The sequence below is a fragment of the Xenorhabdus sp. TH1 genome, from assembly GCF_037260955.1.
In the GTDB taxonomy this organism is placed as follows: Bacteria; Pseudomonadota; Gammaproteobacteria; order Enterobacterales; family Enterobacteriaceae; genus Xenorhabdus; species Xenorhabdus griffiniae.
The window spans coordinates 3,058,565-3,075,757 of sequence record NZ_CP147734.1; the positions used below are offsets into that span (position 1 = coordinate 3,058,565).

15 protein-coding genes are annotated in these 17,193 nt (G+C 45.4%); 5 read left to right on the forward strand and 10 right to left on the reverse strand.

What is annotated here, in order from left to right; translation table 11 throughout:
- Positions 1-26 precede the first annotated feature (26 nt).
- The 7 genes from ribD to queA form a co-directional block, all read right to left on the reverse strand.
- Positions 27-1,133 (reverse strand): bifunctional diaminohydroxyphosphoribosylaminopyrimidine deaminase/5-amino-6-(5-phosphoribosylamino)uracil reductase RibD, encoded by a 1,107-nt coding sequence (gene ribD / locus WDV74_RS13360; protein ID WP_338883267.1) that lies wholly within the window; start codon positions 1,131-1,133, stop codon positions 27-29.
- A 43-nt stretch (positions 1,134-1,176) separates the two neighbouring features.
- The gene (nrdR, locus tag WDV74_RS13365) at positions 1,177-1,626 is read right to left on the reverse strand and encodes a transcriptional regulator NrdR (protein ID WP_338883268.1); all 450 of its coding nucleotides are present in this window, start codon (positions 1,624-1,626) and stop codon (positions 1,177-1,179) included.
- A 122-nt stretch (positions 1,627-1,748) separates the two neighbouring features.
- Positions 1,749-2,717 (reverse strand): protein translocase subunit SecF, encoded by a 969-nt coding sequence (gene secF, locus WDV74_RS13370; RefSeq protein WP_189758893.1) that lies wholly within the window; start codon positions 2,715-2,717, stop codon positions 1,749-1,751.
- A gap of 10 nt (positions 2,718-2,727) precedes the next feature.
- Positions 2,728-4,575 (reverse strand): protein translocase subunit SecD, encoded by a 1,848-nt coding sequence (gene secD, locus WDV74_RS13375; RefSeq protein WP_338883269.1) that lies wholly within the window; start codon positions 4,573-4,575, stop codon positions 2,728-2,730.
- A gap of 28 nt (positions 4,576-4,603) precedes the next feature.
- The gene (gene yajC / locus WDV74_RS13380) at positions 4,604-4,942 is read right to left on the reverse strand and encodes a preprotein translocase subunit YajC (RefSeq protein ID WP_189758891.1); all 339 of its coding nucleotides are present in this window, start codon (positions 4,940-4,942) and stop codon (positions 4,604-4,606) included.
- Between the two features lie 124 nt (positions 4,943-5,066).
- A complete protein-coding gene (gene tgt, locus WDV74_RS13385) occupies positions 5,067-6,191 on the reverse strand; it encodes a tRNA guanosine(34) transglycosylase Tgt (protein WP_338883270.1) in 1,125 nt (374 codons plus the stop codon).
- Between the two features lie 144 nt (positions 6,192-6,335).
- The gene (gene queA / locus WDV74_RS13390; RefSeq protein WP_338883272.1) at positions 6,336-7,409 is read right to left on the reverse strand and encodes a tRNA preQ1(34) S-adenosylmethionine ribosyltransferase-isomerase QueA; all 1,074 of its coding nucleotides are present in this window, start codon (positions 7,407-7,409) and stop codon (positions 6,336-6,338) included.
- A gap of 118 nt (positions 7,410-7,527) precedes the next feature.
- On the opposite strand from queA, the gene WDV74_RS13395 reads away from it, so the two are divergent.
- The 4 genes from WDV74_RS13395 to ggt all read left to right on the forward strand — a co-directional run bounded on the left by WDV74_RS13395 (position 7,528) and on the right by ggt (position 11,864).
- On the forward strand, positions 7,528-8,115 hold the full coding sequence (locus WDV74_RS13395) for an ACP phosphodiesterase (RefSeq protein WP_338883274.1): 588 nt from the start codon (positions 7,528-7,530) through the stop codon (positions 8,113-8,115).
- Positions 8,116-8,297: 182 nt separating this feature from the next.
- A complete protein-coding gene (locus tag WDV74_RS13400; RefSeq protein ID WP_273559137.1) occupies positions 8,298-8,900 on the forward strand; it encodes a peroxiredoxin C in 603 nt (200 codons plus the stop codon).
- A gap of 127 nt (positions 8,901-9,027) precedes the next feature.
- Positions 9,028-9,927, forward strand: coding sequence for an IS982 family transposase (locus tag WDV74_RS13405; protein WP_338882223.1), 900 nt, complete (start codon positions 9,028-9,030; stop codon positions 9,925-9,927).
- 176 nt (positions 9,928-10,103) lie between these two features.
- Positions 10,104-11,864: a gamma-glutamyltransferase gene (gene ggt / locus WDV74_RS13410; protein WP_338883276.1), complete on the forward strand. Its 1,761-nt coding sequence runs from the start codon at positions 10,104-10,106 to the stop codon at positions 11,862-11,864.
- A 100-nt stretch (positions 11,865-11,964) separates the two neighbouring features.
- On the opposite strand, the gene brnQ is transcribed toward ggt, so the two are convergent.
- The 3 genes from brnQ to phoB all read right to left on the reverse strand — a co-directional run bounded on the left by brnQ (position 11,965) and on the right by phoB (position 15,682).
- Positions 11,965-13,305 carry a branched-chain amino acid transport system II carrier protein gene (gene brnQ, locus WDV74_RS13415; RefSeq protein WP_338883277.1) on the reverse strand — a complete coding sequence of 447 codons (1,341 nt, stop codon included), beginning with the start codon at positions 13,303-13,305 and terminating at the stop codon, positions 11,965-11,967.
- 372 nt (positions 13,306-13,677) lie between these two features.
- Positions 13,678-14,973 (reverse strand): phosphate regulon sensor histidine kinase PhoR, encoded by a 1,296-nt coding sequence (gene phoR, locus WDV74_RS13420; protein ID WP_338883278.1) that lies wholly within the window; start codon positions 14,971-14,973, stop codon positions 13,678-13,680.
- 19 nt (positions 14,974-14,992) lie between these two features.
- Positions 14,993-15,682, reverse strand: coding sequence for a phosphate regulon transcriptional regulator PhoB (gene phoB / locus WDV74_RS13425; RefSeq protein ID WP_338883279.1), 690 nt, complete (start codon positions 15,680-15,682; stop codon positions 14,993-14,995).
- A 277-nt stretch (positions 15,683-15,959) separates the two neighbouring features.
- On the opposite strand from phoB, the gene sbcD reads away from it, so the two are divergent.
- Positions 15,960-17,177, forward strand: coding sequence for an exonuclease subunit SbcD (gene sbcD / locus WDV74_RS13430; protein WP_338883280.1), 1,218 nt, complete (start codon positions 15,960-15,962; stop codon positions 17,175-17,177).
- Positions 17,178-17,193 lie beyond the last annotated feature (16 nt).

The window sequence follows — 17,193 nt, forward strand, 5'->3', positions numbered from 1 at the left end:
TTAGGGCTATCCCAAAATCAAAACACTTAACACGGCCGTAAGCGGAGACGCACATCAGGACCAATCTGTTGAACATCAAACAGAGTAAATTCAGGAGCATCCGATAATTTTTGCAATTCAGGGATATCGAACAATCCACGGGCACTATTTCCCAATATCTTAGGCGCGATATACAGAATCAATTCATCGACCAACCCTAACGACAATAAAGCCCCAGCCAAAGCGGAGCCACATTCCACCCACACAGAATTTACCTGACGCTTTCCAAGTTGCATCATCAGCAACACTAAATCAACACCAACACCATGTTCTGGCAATAAAATCTGTTCGGTATTATCAGGCCATTTTTGCTGATCTTGCTTAGTACGAGCTAACCAACATTCCCCTGGTTGCTGGACAACTTGATGCTGTGGAGTTACACGATTTTGGCTATCTGTAATGATACGGATTGGTTGGCGAAGCCATTCTTGCGGATAAACCGCTTGGGTTTCAGCATCCAGTTCATTCCAACGGACAGTCAGGGAAGGATCATCTGCCAGTACCGTTGCGCTAGAACTCAAAATAGCACTGCACTGCGCCCGTAGTTTCTGTACATCCTGGCGGGCTTCCGGTGAGGTAATCCACTTGCTTTCCCCTGATGCCAACGCAGTTCGACCATCCAATGATGCGCCCAGTTTCAATTGCAGGTACGGGAATCCTGTACGCATACGTTTAAGAAACCCCTTATTCAAGGTTTCCGCCTGTTCCATCATTAAACCATGTTCAACTGCAATTCCGGCCTGCTGCAATTTATACAAACCACGCCCAGCAACTTGAGGATTGGGATCTTGCATCGCTACCACAACACGGCTTAAACCTGCGGCAATTAAAGCATCAGCACAAGGGGGGGTTTTACCGTGATGGCTGCATGGTTCAAGGGTAACATAAGCCGTAGCGCCTTTCGCTTTTTCACCGGCCATACTCAGAGCGTGAACTTCTGCGTGAGGTTCGCCCGCCCGTAAATGAAAACCTTCCCCGATTATCTGCTCATCCTTAACGATGACGCAACCTACATTCGGATTTGGGGATGTTGTAAAACGTCCTTGATACGCCAGTTCCAGCGCTCTGGACATATATATTTCATCAAGTGTCATAGCGTTTAATCAGTGTTCTGGTTTTTAGTAAGAGTAACAGCGTTTAGTCTTGTAATCTGGCGATCTCTTCACCGAATTCGCGAACATCTTCAAAACTGCGATAAACAGACGCAAAACGGATATAAGCCACTTTATCAAGTTTCTTCAGCGCATCCATGACAAAATTTCCGATCATTTTGGACGGAATTTCACGCTCTCCTGTAGCCCGAACCTGTGATTTAATGTGACTAATTGCCATTTCTACATCATCAGAACTGACAGGACGCTTTTCCAGTGCTTTCTGCATTCCACGACGCAATTTTTCTTCGTCGAAAGACTCTCGAATATCATCACTTTTAATGACTCGTGGCATTACCAGCTCTGCAACTTCAAACGTCGTGAAGCGTTCATGACATTCCAGGCACTGACGGCGACGGCGCACTTGTGAGCCATCCCCTACCAAGCGGGAATCAATAACTTTAGTATCAACGGCTGCGCAAAATGGGCAATGCATATCGTTTCCTGACAGTTAACCGAAGGGATAACAGTTTACCTTGAAGTGATGACGAAAAACACCCTGTCAGTAAGTACTCACAGGGTGTTTAAGCGATATCAGTGCTCGATCATGCAAAATAATTAAGGAAGAATGGAGGGTTGATCTGCCCCTTCTTTCTCAACTTTCTGCTGGATCAGATGATCACGCTTCATACCCAATTTCAAAGCCAGGGCAGAAGCAACATAGATAGAAGAGATTGTACCGATAGAAACACCGATTAACATGACCAGTGAGAATCCCTTCAGCATTTCGCCACCGAAAATATACAGCATCAATACAACCAACAATGTGGTTGCGGAAGTCATGATGGTACGGCTCAGGGTCTGAGTCAGGGAAATATTGGTGATTTCATACGACGTACCACGGCGTATCTTACGGAAGTTCTCACGGATACGATCCGACACTACGATACTGTCGTTCAATGAATAACCGATAACGGACATCAATGACGCAACAATAGTCAGGTCAATTTCGATGTGGAACAACGACAGAATACCCAATGTAATAATCACGTCATGCGCCAGTGCAATAACTGCCCCTAATGCTAGACGCCACTCAAAGCGGAAACCAACATAAATCAGGATACAGATCAGTGCAACCAGTAATGCCATCGCTCCGGTTTGTGCCAGTTCGTTCCCGACACTGGGGCCAACGAATTCGACACGTTTAACCTTGGCATCTTTATCAATATCCTGGTTAATCACCGAGATAATCTTATTGCCAAGCTCTTGCCCTGCATTACCAGCCACAGGTGGCATACGAACCATAACATCACGGCTGCTGCCAAAATTTTGCAAAAGAGGATCAGCAAAACCATTCTGGCTCAGGCTCGCACGCATCTTGTCCAGATCCGCAGGTTGACTCAGCTTCACCTCAATGACCGTACCACCGGTAAAATCAAGCCCCCAGTTAAAACCACGAGTGCTTATCATGACGATGGAAGCGATCAACAGCAGGAACGAAATCCCAAAGGCAACGTTGTCCCAGCGCATAAAGTCGATAACTTTACGCCCATAGTTTAATTGTTCAACAGTATAATCCTGTGCCACAACGTGCTCCTTAAATTGACAACTTATTGATACGCTTGCCACCATACAGCAAGTTCACGATTGCACGTGTTCCCACAATAGCAGTGAACATTGAAGTCGCCACACCAATACTGGTGGTGATCGCGAAGCCCTTGATAGAGCCAGTACCCACTGCATACAAAATAATAGCCGTAATCAGCGTAGTCAGGTTTGCATCGATGATACTGGAGAACGCCCCTTTATAGCCTTCGTGAATTGCCTGCTGTACCGTGCGGCCATTACGCAATTCTTCTTTGATACGTTCGTTGATCAATACGTTCGCATCCACGGCGACGGCAAGCGTTAAGACGATACCCGCAATTCCCGGCATGGTCAGAGTCGCTCCCGGCAACAGGGACATAATACCGACGATCAGCACTAGGTTAGCCAACAACGCAGAACTCGCAATCAAACCAAACTTGCGGTAGTAAATCACCATAAAGACGACAGAAGCAATCAACCCCCACAAACACGCTTCAAGGCCCTGCTCAATATTCTGCAAGCCCAGAGTTGGCCCAATCGTACGCTCTTCTACAATCTGGATGGGCGCAATTAACGCCCCTGCCCGCAGTAACAGTGATAACTGACGAGCTTCTGTCGGATTGCTAATGCCGGTAATACGGAAACTGTTACCCAAGCGTGACTGAATAGTGGCGATGTTGATAACTTCTTCTTGCTTAACCAAAATCGCACGACCGTTGGCATCTTTCTTACCGCTGTCCTTATATTCCACAAACAACGTTGCCATTGGCTTGTGCAGATTATCTTTGGTGAAATTAGACATGGCCGTGCCGCCAGCGCTATCCAGGGAAATATTCACCTGTGGATAACCATTTTCATCAGCACTGGAAGTCGAATCGGTGATATGGTCACCCGTCAGGATAACGCGCTTATACAGTACAACCGGATTACCATCACGGGTATATTGCACTTCTGAATCAGCCGGAATACGGCCATATTGCACAACATTTTGGTCAACATTGGTATTGACCAGACGGAATTCCAGTGTTGCGGTTGCCCCAAGAATTTCTTTTGCGCGGGCAGTATCCTGAATACCAGGCAGTTCAACCACAATGCGGTCTGCACCTTGGCGTTGAACCAGAGGTTCTGCAACACCTAATTGGTTGACACGATTACGCAAGATTGTGATGTTCTGTTGCACTGCATAAGAACGAGCTTCACGCAGACGCTCATCACTCATCACCACTTTCAGCGTGCTGTTGGCTTCATTAGAGAACACCAAATCACGGTGACGAGGTTCAAGATAACTTTCCGCTTTAGAGCGTGCATCGTTATCACGGAAACGAACTTCGACGCCATAATTATCCGTTTTACGGATAGTCGAATAAGGGATACCCTGATCACGCAGTTCAGAGCGCAGGCCATCAATATTCTGTTCCTGCAATTTACCCAGCGCGGTTTCCATATCCACTTCCATCAAGAAATGAACACCACCACGCAGGTCAAGCCCCAGTTTCATCGGCTCAGCACCGACGGCTCTTAACCAGACAGGCGTTGCAGGCGCAAGGTTCAATGCCACAACATATTGTTCACCCAGTGCAGAGACCAAGGCTTCACGCGCACGGAGCTGCACATCCGTGCTATTGAAACGAGCAAGGATTACCCCATTTTCCAACGCAATGGACTTGCTCTTGATTTGATCTTTTTCTAAAACATTACGGACTTGGTCCAGCGTTTTTTCACTGGCGGCGATACCTCGCGCGCCAGTAATTTGTACAGCCGGATCCTCACCATAAAGGTTGGGAAGTGCATAAAGCAAACCGATGAGGATCGCAGCGATCAGCATCAGATACTTCCACAAAGGATAACGGTTCAACACGGCAGTTCCCTTCGGGAAAATCGGAAAATTAAATAGCCTTCATTGTACCTTTCGGTAAAATGGCAGCAACGAAGTCACGTTTGACAGTTATTTCTGTGGTGTCATTCAAGGCAATAACCACGTAGCCGGTATCAGACACTTTAGAGACACGCCCCACCAAACCACCAGAAGTCAGCACTTCATCCCCTTTGGAGATGGAATCCATCAGTTTTTTATGTTCTTTGGTGCGTTTTTGTTGTGGACGCAGGATCATGAAATAGAAAATCAAACCGAAAACAACCAGCATGATAATCAGAGAATATGGGCTTCCCTGAGCTTGTGCTGGTGCGCCAGCAGCTGCCGCAGCTTCAGAAATAAAAAAACTCATCAAATTTCCCTCATTGTTATCGAAAATATGCCTGCCGAAAACATTACTATTGAAAATCGACAGTGGCTCGATCAAAAACCAGCCCAATATGCTACACATATTGAGACTGATTAGTCACGATAAATTATATATTTAACGGCGGAACGGGTTTACCGATCTGCTGATAAAATACTTCAACAAACTGTTCCAGCTTGCCTTCTTCAATGGCCTGACGAATTCCAGCCATCAAACGCTGATAATACCTTAAATTATGTATCGTATTCAGCCTTGCACCAAGAATTTCGTTACAACGATCAAGGTGATGGAGGTATGCCCGGCTATAATTGCGGCAAGTATAGCAATCACAATGCTCATCCAAGGGAGATGTATCCTCTTTATGTTTAGCATTGCGGATTTTAATAACTCCTTCGGTCACAAACAGGTGACCATTGCGGGCATTACGTGTTGGCATCACGCAGTCAAACATATCGATACCACGGCGAACACCTTCAATCAAATCTTCCGGCTTGCCGACTCCCATCAAATAGCGAGGCTTATCCTGTGGGATCTGAGGGCAAACATGCTCCAGAATACGGTGCATATCTTCTTTCGGTTCACCGACGGCCAGTCCCCCTACAGCGTAGCCATCAAAGCCGATTTCCACCAGCCCTTTTATGGAAACATCACGCAAGTCTTCGTACACACTGCCCTGAATAATACCAAACAAGGCATTTTTATTGCCTAGCTCATTAAAACGTTGACGGCTGCGGGCAGCCCAGCGCAATGACATTTCCATGGAACGCTTGGCATAATCCCAATCCGCAGGATATGGCGTACATTCGTCAAAAATCATGACAATATCGGAACCCAAATCATATTGGATTTCCATCGATTTCTCTGGGCTGAGAAACACAGGGGTCCCATTAATTGGGTTACGGAAGTGAACCCCTTCTTCTTTGATTTTACGCATGGCGCCGAGGCTGAACACCTGAAAACCGCCAGAGTCAGTCAGAATAGGGCCTTGCCACTGCATAAAATCATGCAGGTCACCATGCAATTTCATGATTTCCTGCCCCGGGCGCAACCAAAGGTGGAAAGTATTCCCCAACAAGATTTGCGCTCCGGTTTCTTTCACCTCTTCCGGTGTCATCCCTTTTACCGTGCCGTAGGTTCCCACAGGCATAAATGCCGGCGTTTCCACAACGCCACGATCAAAAATCAAACGACCACGACGGGCATTCCCATCCGTCTTTTGTAACTCAAATTTCACTTAACCTCCAGACATCAGAAAAACAGTCTGATGCTATGTTTAGACGCCATTCAACTCAACGAAGCTGAAATGAAGAGTATTTTGATTTTAAAATCTTTTATTGCAAAGCATTTAATTTTATATCAGCACCGTTTCTTGCGGTATTTACTCTTCTGATACCCGTTCTTTGGCTGCCATTTTATTGCGATTAATAAACATTGCATCACCATAACTAAAAAAACGATATTCTTCTGCTATCGCTTCTTTATAGGCATTCATCGTATTCTTATAACCGGCAAACGCAGAAACCAGCATGATAAGTGTGGATTCTGGCAGATGGAAATTGGTGATCAGTACATCAACAACCTGATATTCAAATCCAGGATAGATAAAGATTTGGGTATCATCAAAAAATGGTGCAATAATCCCATCCTGACAAGCTCTTGCGGCACTTTCCAGTGAACGAACCGATGTTGTTCCTACAGCAATCACCCGATTACCACGCGCTTTACATGCCAGAACTGCATCCACAACATCCTGTGGCACTTCCGCATATTCGGCATGCATCACATGGTCTTCAATGGATTCCACTCGCACAGGCTGAAAAGTACCGGCCCCAACGTGCAGGGTGACAAAGGCCATTTCAACCCCCTTTTCACGTAAGGCAGCCAAAAGCGGTTCATCAAAATGTAATCCCGCAGTCGGTGCAGCCACGGCTCCTGGACGTTCACTATAAACTGTCTGGTACAATTCACGATCCGCATCTTCATCAGGACGAGCGATATAAGGCGGCAAAGGCATATGACCAATCTGCTCCAAAATGGTCAACACATCACGCTCATCATCAAAACGGATTTCAAACAACGTATCATGACGCGCCAGCATCGTTGCCTTAATGCTCTCCTCTTCACCGAGGATAAGTTCAGCGCCTTCTTTCGGTGCCTTGGAAGCCCGAACATGAGCAAGTACTCGCTTATTATCCAGCATCCTTTCGACTAAAACTTCCAACTTTCCCCCCGTCGCTTTGCGGCCAAACAGGCGCGCAGGAATAACGCGGGTGTTATTGAAAACCAATAAATCTCCAGCTTCCAGCTTATCCAGCACATCAGTAAAAACACCGTGCGCCAGCTTGCCTGTTTCACCATCAAGGGAAAGCAGGCGGCAAGCACTTCGCTGTGGCTGGGGATAGTGAGCAATCAGCTCTTCTGGCAGTTCAAATGTAAAATCAGCGACACGCATTTTATCTGTATCATTCAAAAAAACAGGCGGACTAGTCTAGTGCTGCAAGTGCAAGGGTGCAACAAAGAAGCATCGGGTTTAACTATTTACGCTGCATTCTTTGCGATATATTCTCACTATGAATTTTCTCGCACACCTTCATTTAGCTGCCTTAGCGGAAAGTTCCTTACTAGGGAATTTGATGGCAGATTTCGTCCGCGGCTCTCCAGAAGGCGCATTTCGTTCTGACATTGTAGCGGGTATCCGTATGCACCGTCGGGTAGATAGCCTGACGGACAAGCATCCGCTTGTCCTGGAAGCACGCAAATTATTTCGTCCCGAATATCGGCGCGTTGCCCCCATTACTCTTGATATCATCTGGGATCACTTTCTCTCGCGACATTGGAGCAAATTTGAAAAAAATTATTCCCTGCCCGAATTTGTCCATCTTGCCCGCAACACTATAGAACCTCAGCTTGCTTCAACCCCTGAAAAATTTCAGGAATTGAACAACTACCTCTGGTCACAAAATTTATTTATCCGTTATGCCGATATGTCATGCATCGCCAATGTCTTGCAGAGCATGGCTCGCAGGCGCCCCAAATTATCCGCACTGGCCGGCTCGTATCAGGATATAGAAAATCATTACCTTGATTTTGAAACACTATTTTGTCAGTTCTACCCAGAAATGATGACGCTGGCAACAAATAAGCATCTACTTGAGTAGCAACTATCTTGAACTTTTCATAAATAGTTTTATCTTATGTAGTCTAAAAGGAATTAAAAACAGTTTATCGATAGGTAAAATCTATTATAACAATTGGTATTTTATCCTTTATTGCTATAACCTAATTCCTTATGCTGTAACCCGTTTTTACATAACACCTTTTAAAATCACAGGAGTCAATTATGGTTTTAGTAACCCGCCAAGCCCCTGACTTTACAGCTGCTGCAGTTCTCGGTAACGGTGAAATTGTTAATAACTTCAATCTGAAAAAACACCTGAATGGCCGTGCTGCTGTTATTTTCTTCTGGCCAATGGATTTCACTTTCGTTTGCCCTTCTGAGCTGATTGCTTTCGATCATCGCTATGAAGAATTCCAGAAACGTGGGGTTGAAGTCGTTGGTGTCTCCTTCGACTCTGAATTCGTTCACAACGCATGGCGTAAAACTCCAATCAGCGAAGGTGGCATTGGCGAAGTCAAATATCCAATGGTTGCTGACATCAAACGTGACATCATGAAAGCTTACGGCATCGAGCACCCAGAAGCAGGTGTTGCTCTGCGTGGTTCTTTCTTGATTGACAAAAATGGCGTTGTACGTCACCAAGTCGTTAACGATCTGCCACTGGGCCGTAACATCGATGAAATGCTGCGTATGGTTGACGCTCTGCAATTCCATGAAGAGCACGGCGAAGTTTGCCCTGCACAATGGGAGAAAGGCCAGGAAGGTATGGGCGCTTCACCGGAAGGCGTAGCAAAATACCTGACCAAAAACGCTGACAAGCTGTAATCCCGTTAGGATTCAATCTGTTCATAACTTTAACGCGATGCTCGACTTTTATGGTGAGTTGAAATGACATAGCCGCTCCTTTATAACTTTAAGTCGCCAAACTGAGAGAAATAAAGGAACAAAGGCTATGTCACAGCAAGATTTTATCATTTGGGTGTTTTGTTGGGTAGACGATAATTTAACGGCGTTACAGCAAAGCTCTCGATTCAGAAGCCGGGGATACCCACCTAAGCTGAGCGATGCGGAAGCCATCACGATGGAAGTGGTGGGTGAATTCTTAGGCTTTTCAACGGATAAAGGAATTTGGACGTACTTTCGTGATCACTGGTGCGAGTGGTTTCCGGGACTGGGTTCACGCGCCAATTTTGCTAAACAGGTTGCGAATCTTTGGGCTGTTAAACAAAAGCTGCAAGAAAAGCTGGCGAGGTTATTGGGTGCGTTCGATAGGCCGGTACATATTGTCGACGGATTTCCGTTGCCCATCTGTGGATTCAAAAGAGCGAAAGGCAGTGCCAGCTTTAAAGGACAAGCTGATTATGGGTACTGCGCCGCCAAAAACGAAACTTACTACGGCTTTAAAGGGCATCTCATGATAGATGAAATTGGCGTAGTAACGGGATTCACATTGACGCCCGCCAATGTCAGTGAGCGTGAAGCGGTCTGGGACTTGACTAGCCCAATAAAAGGCTGTTTGCTCGGCGATAAAGGTTATTTAGGTTTTGAATTTCAAGAGGAAATGAAGCAGTCGGGTATTGAAATGATAGCCCCGGTGCGTGCCAATATGGATGACCCAGTCCCCAGAGAAACAAGAAAGCGCATTAATGCCAAACGGCGCTTAATTGAAACCGTCATTGGTCAACTCGCTGGGCAATTTGCTATCGAGAAGTGCTGGGCACGGGATTTGTGGCATTTGAGTAATCGAATAGCCAGAAAACTGCTTTCTCATACACTGGGTATTTTTGCCAATTTTAAACAAGGTAAAAGTCAACGCGACTGGCTTCAACAAGCCCATGTTATAGGGAGCTAAAGTTGAGCATCGCGTTAACTTTACGTTATGAAGCATTCCAAACCAGCCGCTCAATCGGCTGGTTTTTTACTTTCCAAAATCCTGAGCTTTCGATAAGGTAAATTACTTATTCGCAACAAAAGCACCACAAATACCCAAATCAATTAACAGTTGACCTATCCTCAGGAGAACAACACATGTTCAAGGCATGGAAAATACCACTTATCGCTGTATCCCTGCTCATTTCTACTCCTCTTTATTCTGCCACTGAGCCTGCGGTTGAAGCTAAACAAGGCATGGTTGTCAGCTCACAGCGCCTTGCTTCACAAGCTGGCATAGATATTCTCAAAATGGGTGGTAACGCCATTGATGCTGCTGTTGCCGTTGGATATGCCCAAGCCGTGGTTAATCCCTGTTGTGGCAACATTGGCGGTGGTGGCTTTATGACCATCCATCTCGCTAATGGAAAAGATACTTTCATCAATTTCCGTGAAACAGCCCCTGCCACGGCTAACGCTGATATGTATCTGGATAAAGATGGAAAAGTGATCAAAGGTGCCAGTCTGTATGGTTATAAAGCGATTGCTGTACCAGGTACAGTGATGGGATTTGAAGCGGCACTGAAAAAGTACGGCACTTTAACCCGCGAACAAGTCATGGCACCCGCTATCAAGCTGGCGCGCGAAGGCTATATACTGACCCGTGGCGATACCGATATTTTGGATACCACAGTCAAGCGTTTCGCCCAAGATCCAGAAGCTACCCGTATTTTCCTGCGTAAAGATGGTACGCCATTCAAACCAGGGGACAGGCTCATCCAAACCGATTTAGCCAACACGCTGGAAATGATTGCCAAACAGGGACCTGATGCTTTTTATCACGGCAAAATTCCCCAATTAGTTGCACAAGCATCAAAAAAAGCAGGCGGAATTATTACCGCAGCCGATTTCGCCAATTATCACATCACAGAAACGACGCCTGTTACCTGTAGTTACCGAGGCTACAAGTTTATCTCTTCTCCACCTCCCAGCTCTGGCGGGGTGACGTTATGCGAGATATTAAACATCGTTGAAGGCTATGATCTTAAGTCTATGGGATTCAACTCTGCTGCTTATATTCATACATTGACAGAAGCCATGCGCCACGCCTATATGGATAGAAATACCTATTTGGGCGATCCGGCATTTATCAACAACCCACTTGATCGACTGTTGAGTAAAAGTTACGCTGAATCGATCAGAAAAGAGATTCAACCAAATAAAGCCACTCCATCGGTAAATATTCAGCCAGGCATTGGTCCCCATGAAAAACCGGAAACTACCCACTATTCCGTGGTAGATAAAGAAGGAAACGCAGTATCAACAACTTACACCATCAATGGACGCTTTGGTGCTGGCGTCATTGCCCCAGGAACAGGCTTTTTCCTCAACGATGAGATGGATGACTTTACAACTAAAGTCGGTGAGAAAAACCTGTATGGGCTAGTACAAGGTGCAACCAACTCAATCGCCCCTGGTAAGCGCCCACTATCATCAATGAGCCCAACACTTGTGACCAAAGATAATAAAATCTTCCTGGTGTTAGGTTCTCCAGGAGGCTCACGCATTATCTCCATTACTTTACAAACGGCGCTGAATATCATCGAATTCAACATGCCACCACAAGAAGCCGTCAATAGTCCACGGTTCCACCACCAATGGCTACCTGACGAAGTCTATTATGAGCAACGTGGTTTGTCGAAAGACACCCTAAACTTACTGGAAAAAATGGGCTACAAAATGGTGAAACAGACACCTTGGGGAGCAGCAGAATTAATTATGATTGGATTACCGGGGGCTGCTGGAGTGACTCCACAATCATCAGGCAATGATTCTGCTGTATCAGGTGTTGTCCGTGAGGGTTACATTTACGGTGCCAACGATGCACGACGACCTGCCGGTGCCGCCATTGGTTATTAATCCAGCATAAATCAACAAAAAAGGTGGGCTGTTTTCAGCAGCTCACCTTTATTGTTTTATAACATCACTTATCCATGTTTATCATGAACAGACTTTATTCCTACTTTTCTTCAGCCTGTACTTCATACTTTGGGAGCTTTACGCCTCCTACGACGCGGTCATAAATAGCGCACACAACAACCGTCAGTAAAGTAGGCATCAACCAAGCCAAACCTTGATCCGCTAATGGCAGATGCTTTGCCCACTCAGGCAGCAAATGGTACAGGTACTCAGAAGCTTTTATTGCATCCAAAATCCCAAACAGCAAACTGACAGACATGGCCGGAGCCAAAATGCGGATGAAATTATTCCACCAACGAATTGTAAAGCTCAATAATATCAGTGCAATACAGGGTGGATAAATGGCCGTCAGCACTGGAATTGAGATCTTAATCAAATGGCTTAAGCCCACGTTAGAAACCAGCATGGAGAATGTGCCTAAAATCAGTACCAGAGCACGATAAGATAATGGCAAATAACGGCAGAAAAATTCAGAGCAAGCACAAGTCAAACCGACAGCAGTCACCATACAAGCAATGAAAATCAGTATCGCGAGGAAGAAGCTGCCGTAGTTACCAAAAATATTTTGGACATAAGCGTGCAAAATCACAGCACCATTATCTGCGGTAGGCACTAATGTGCCACTACCTTCCCCAAGCTTGAACAAAGAGAGGTACACCAGTGTCAGGCCAAGACCAGCAATCAGGCCGGCCCACATAGCATAGCGCGTCAACAGGGAAGAAGCCTCAACCCCTCTGGAACGGGCTGCATTGACAATAACAATGCCGAATACCATTGCGGCCAGTGTATCCATTGTCAAATAGCCATTGACAAAGCCATTTGAGAACGGAATTTCCTGATAACTTTCAATAGCAGGAACAGAGCTACCTGCCGGCCACAACACCGCCGCAATTCCTAAAATGGCTAATGCTACGATTTTGATTGGAGCCAATATATGGCCAACACTATCCAGTAGTTTGCCCGGATATAATGAAATCAGCACCACGAGTGCAAAATAGATCACACTATAGATAAATAGAGGAAGATCACCTGTTCCGGTAAGTGGAGCAATACCCACTTCAAAAGAAACCGTGGCAGTCCTAGGGGTTGCAAACAGAGGGCCGACCGCTAAATAGCAGACAGTTGCCAAAATGAGACCCGCAGTTTTTCCAATCGGCGCACTGAGTGCTTCAATGCCCCCACCCACTTTTGCCAACGCAATGACAGTAATGACTGGCAAGCCAACAGCGGTTAGCAAAAAGCCGGCGGCTGAGATCCAAACGTTCTCTCCTGCCTGCAAGCCAACCATAGGCGGAAAAATAATATTTCCCGCACCAACAAACAAGGCAAAGGTCATAAAACCTAATGCCCAAATATCCTTAGATGATAAACGGTATGCCATAATGATTGTTAATGTATTATTGTCAAAAGAGATGCATCTGCGACAGTAACTATCGCAAGTACTTGAATTTTCACTGGCGAGACCGGATTCTGATTTAACAATCAGTGACCTGCATGATACTCACTGATAGTCGTAAGATACAGAATGATAGTAATAATAACAGCTAGAATCGCCAACAACTGCCCCCAAGTAAAACTTTTATAGCGCTAAAAGGCAAGCGGTAAACCAAAAACCAGAACAATATTCTGAACTGTTTTTTAAAATCAGTTATTATTGTTATCTATCATTGAATACACACTATATGATTTGTGTATTTTTTTATTCGCGCGTGTTTTTTGCTCACATCTGTCAATAAATCATTTTGTTATAAAACTATTTTTTAGCAGAAACAATAAGCTGAGACGCTAATAAAAAACTAAAAACTGAACCCTTTCCTAAAGTGCTCTCAATATCGAGATGGGTATTGTAGTGATGCAATGCATGTTTCACTATCGCCAAGCCTAACCCATTCCCCCCCGTCTGACGCGAACGGGCGCGATCAACGCGATAAAAACGCTCAGTCAGGCGTGGCAAATGCTCCGCACTAATCCCACCCCCATTGTCTTTCACTGTGAACAACGCACCTTGGGAAACATTTCGCCAACTCACCTCAATCCTTGTGCCCGGAGAAGTATGTCTGATGGCATTATAAACAAGGTTGGTCATTGCACTGCGTAGTTGCTCTTCATTACCAAACACTTTCAGCTTTTCATCAATATCAAACACAATATCGTATTGCTCATTTCCCAAGGCCAACGCCTGCCGTTGTAATACCTCCAACAGGTTGGGAACATCCACAACTTCATTCATGTCCACTTGCGCCCCCCCTTCAATTTTGGAAAGATGCAGCAGTTGTTGCACCAAACCATCCATCCTTAGTATTTGTTCCCGCATCGTACCGATAACCTTTTGGTTCATCTTATTGTCGAACGCCTGATCTTCCATCATTTCCAGATAACCTTGCAGGACAGTGAGGGGGGTTTTAAGTTCATGACTTACATTGGCAAAAAAATCCCGTCTGGCATTTTCCAGCTGCCGTTTTTGGGTGATATCGCGTGCGACCATCAATAATTGCTTCTCAGAATAAGGCATAATGCGAAACTCCATCATATTGCCATTATTCAATTCGATGGACAGAGGGTGGGAAAAATCATTCGCGGTAATATAACGGCTAAAATCAGGGTAGCGAAGCAAGTTGAAAATATGCTGGCCATTATCCTCAGGCCAGCGGAACCCGAGTAAACGTTGTGCCAGGCGATTACACCAAAAAATATTGCCTTCCGTAGTCATGATCACAATAGCATCCGGCAACGATTCAGCCCCACTACGAAAGCGTTTGATGAGTAATGCGAGTTCACGACGTCGTTTGCGATTGCGTTGTTGCAACTGATAAATACCATAAAAGATAGGTTCCCAGCCGCCACGACCGGCTGGCGGTAACATATTGCGATCCAACCATAACCAATCGGATAATTTCAGCAAATTATAGCCATGCCATACCAAAGCCAAAAATAGTGCGATAACCAGCAGCCATGCCAAGTGACCGATAAAAAGAGACAAAATGACAGCGGGCAAGCAAAAAAGCACAAGCCCCCATACCAACTTTTTCCAAGATAAACGCTCAAGCACGCGACTTTACTCCAAACAGTCAATAGCGGGTAGAAAAACGATAACCTGTACCACGTACCGTCTGTACCATCCTGGCGTGATCCCCTATCTCCAACGCCTTACGCAAGCGTCGAATATGTACATCAACCGTACGATCTTCCACATAAACATTTGTTCCCCATACATAGTTGAGTAACTGTTCACGACTATAAACACGCTCAGGATGAGTCATAAAAAAGTGGAGAAGTTTGAATTCAGTTGGCCCCATTTCCAAATCTTGTCCATGACTGGAAACACGGTGGGATGATGGATCAAGAACCAATCCATCCATATCAATAGAGTCTTCCAACGCTACAGGTGAAATGCGACGCAAAACAGCCTTAATCCTGGCAATCAATTCCTTAGGTGAAAAAGGTTTCGTGATATAGTCATCTGCACCGACATCTAAACCACGTACCCGATCTTCTTCTTCCACCCGAGCCGTAACCATAATGACAGGGATCGCCTTAGCGTTATTATCCCGCTTCATTTGCCGGATAAGTTGTATCCCTGAACCGCCTGGCAACATCCAGTCCAATAATACCAAATCAGGATAAGGCTCAGACAAACGTCTTATTGCTGTATCGTAATCTTCGGCTTCAATGGCTTCATAACCGTTTTGTTCCAGTGCAAAACACACCATTTCACGAATCGGCACTTCATCTTCAACTACCAAAATGCGTTTAACCATGGTTAATTCCGTTAATATCATTAAGGCTAGTGACTTTTACTGCAAATATTATGCGTCAATTTTATGACACTTTTATGAAAATCCTTATTTCTCAATTAACAAGATACAAACTGGTTCCCAAAGAAAATCTTGCATCTTTGTTATATTTCACTACGGATGCGAAGCAGCTCGAAAATTCAGTAAAGGAAATCGAATTGCACAGGACATCCCTCACACTGCCATTATAATTAGCACCTGCAACAGATAAGAAAAGCATTCAAGCAACGGCGGGAAAATCATGCGAATTATTCACACATCTGACTGGCATCTTGGCCAATATTTCTTTACTAAAAGCCGTGCCGCTGAACATAAACACTTTTTACAATGGTTGATTGAAAAAATCGTGCAGCATCAGGTTGACGCATTGCTTATTGCCGGCGATATTTTTGATACCGGTTCTCCTCCCAGTTATGCACGTGAACTTTATAACCAATTTATTGTGGCTCTACAGCCCACAGGCTGCCAACTTGTCATTCTCGGTGGAAACCATGATTCCGTCGCCACACTCAATGAATCTAAATCCCTGCTTTCTTACCTGAATACTACTGTCATTACCCAAGCTGAACCCGAAGATATAACACAGCAGATAAAGATCCTGAATAACAGAGAAGGTCATGCAGGAGCGATCCTCTGTGCCATTCCCTATCTGCGTCCACGGGATATCATCACCAGCCAGGCGGGGCAATCAGGCGCTCAAAAACAGCAGGCCCTACAAGATGCCATCACCAAACACTACCATAGTCTCTACCAGCAAGCCTGTGCATTACGGGAACAGTTCGGCCAGACATTACCAATTATTGCCACTGGTCACCTCACTACGGTGGGTGCTTCCACAACAGATTCCGTTCGCGATATTTACATTGGCACATTAGAAGCCTTCCCCGCTCAATCATTTCCGCCTGCTGACTATATTGCCCTGGGGCATATTCACCGCCCGCAAGTCATCGGTAAATCAGAGCATATCCGCTACAGCGGTTCCCCTATTCCACTCAGTTTTGACGAATTGGGACAGGAGAAAAGTGTCTGCTTAGTGGATTTTAAATCAGGCAAACTCGATAACATCACACTGTTACCGATCCCACATTATCAGCCAATGCAACTTATTCGCGGTAATTTGAAACAAATCGAAGGGCAATTACACTCTTTTAGGGAATATCAAGGAGAACGCCCGGTTTGGCTGGATATTGAAGTCGCAACTCAAGACTATCTGCCCGATATCCAAAAACGCATTCAGGCCCTAAGTGAAAGCCTGCCTGTCGAGATCATCCTGCTACGCCGCAGCAAAAGCACTCGCCAACTGTCACTGTCTGCACAAAATAAAGAAACCCTTACTGAACTGAGCGTCAATGAGGTCTTTGAACGTCGTTTAGCGCTGGCAGAAATCGACGATCCCGTGCAAAAACAACGCCTAACCACCCTGTTTAAACAAACGCTGGATGATATTTCTCAGCAATAACTTGAAGAGAACACGC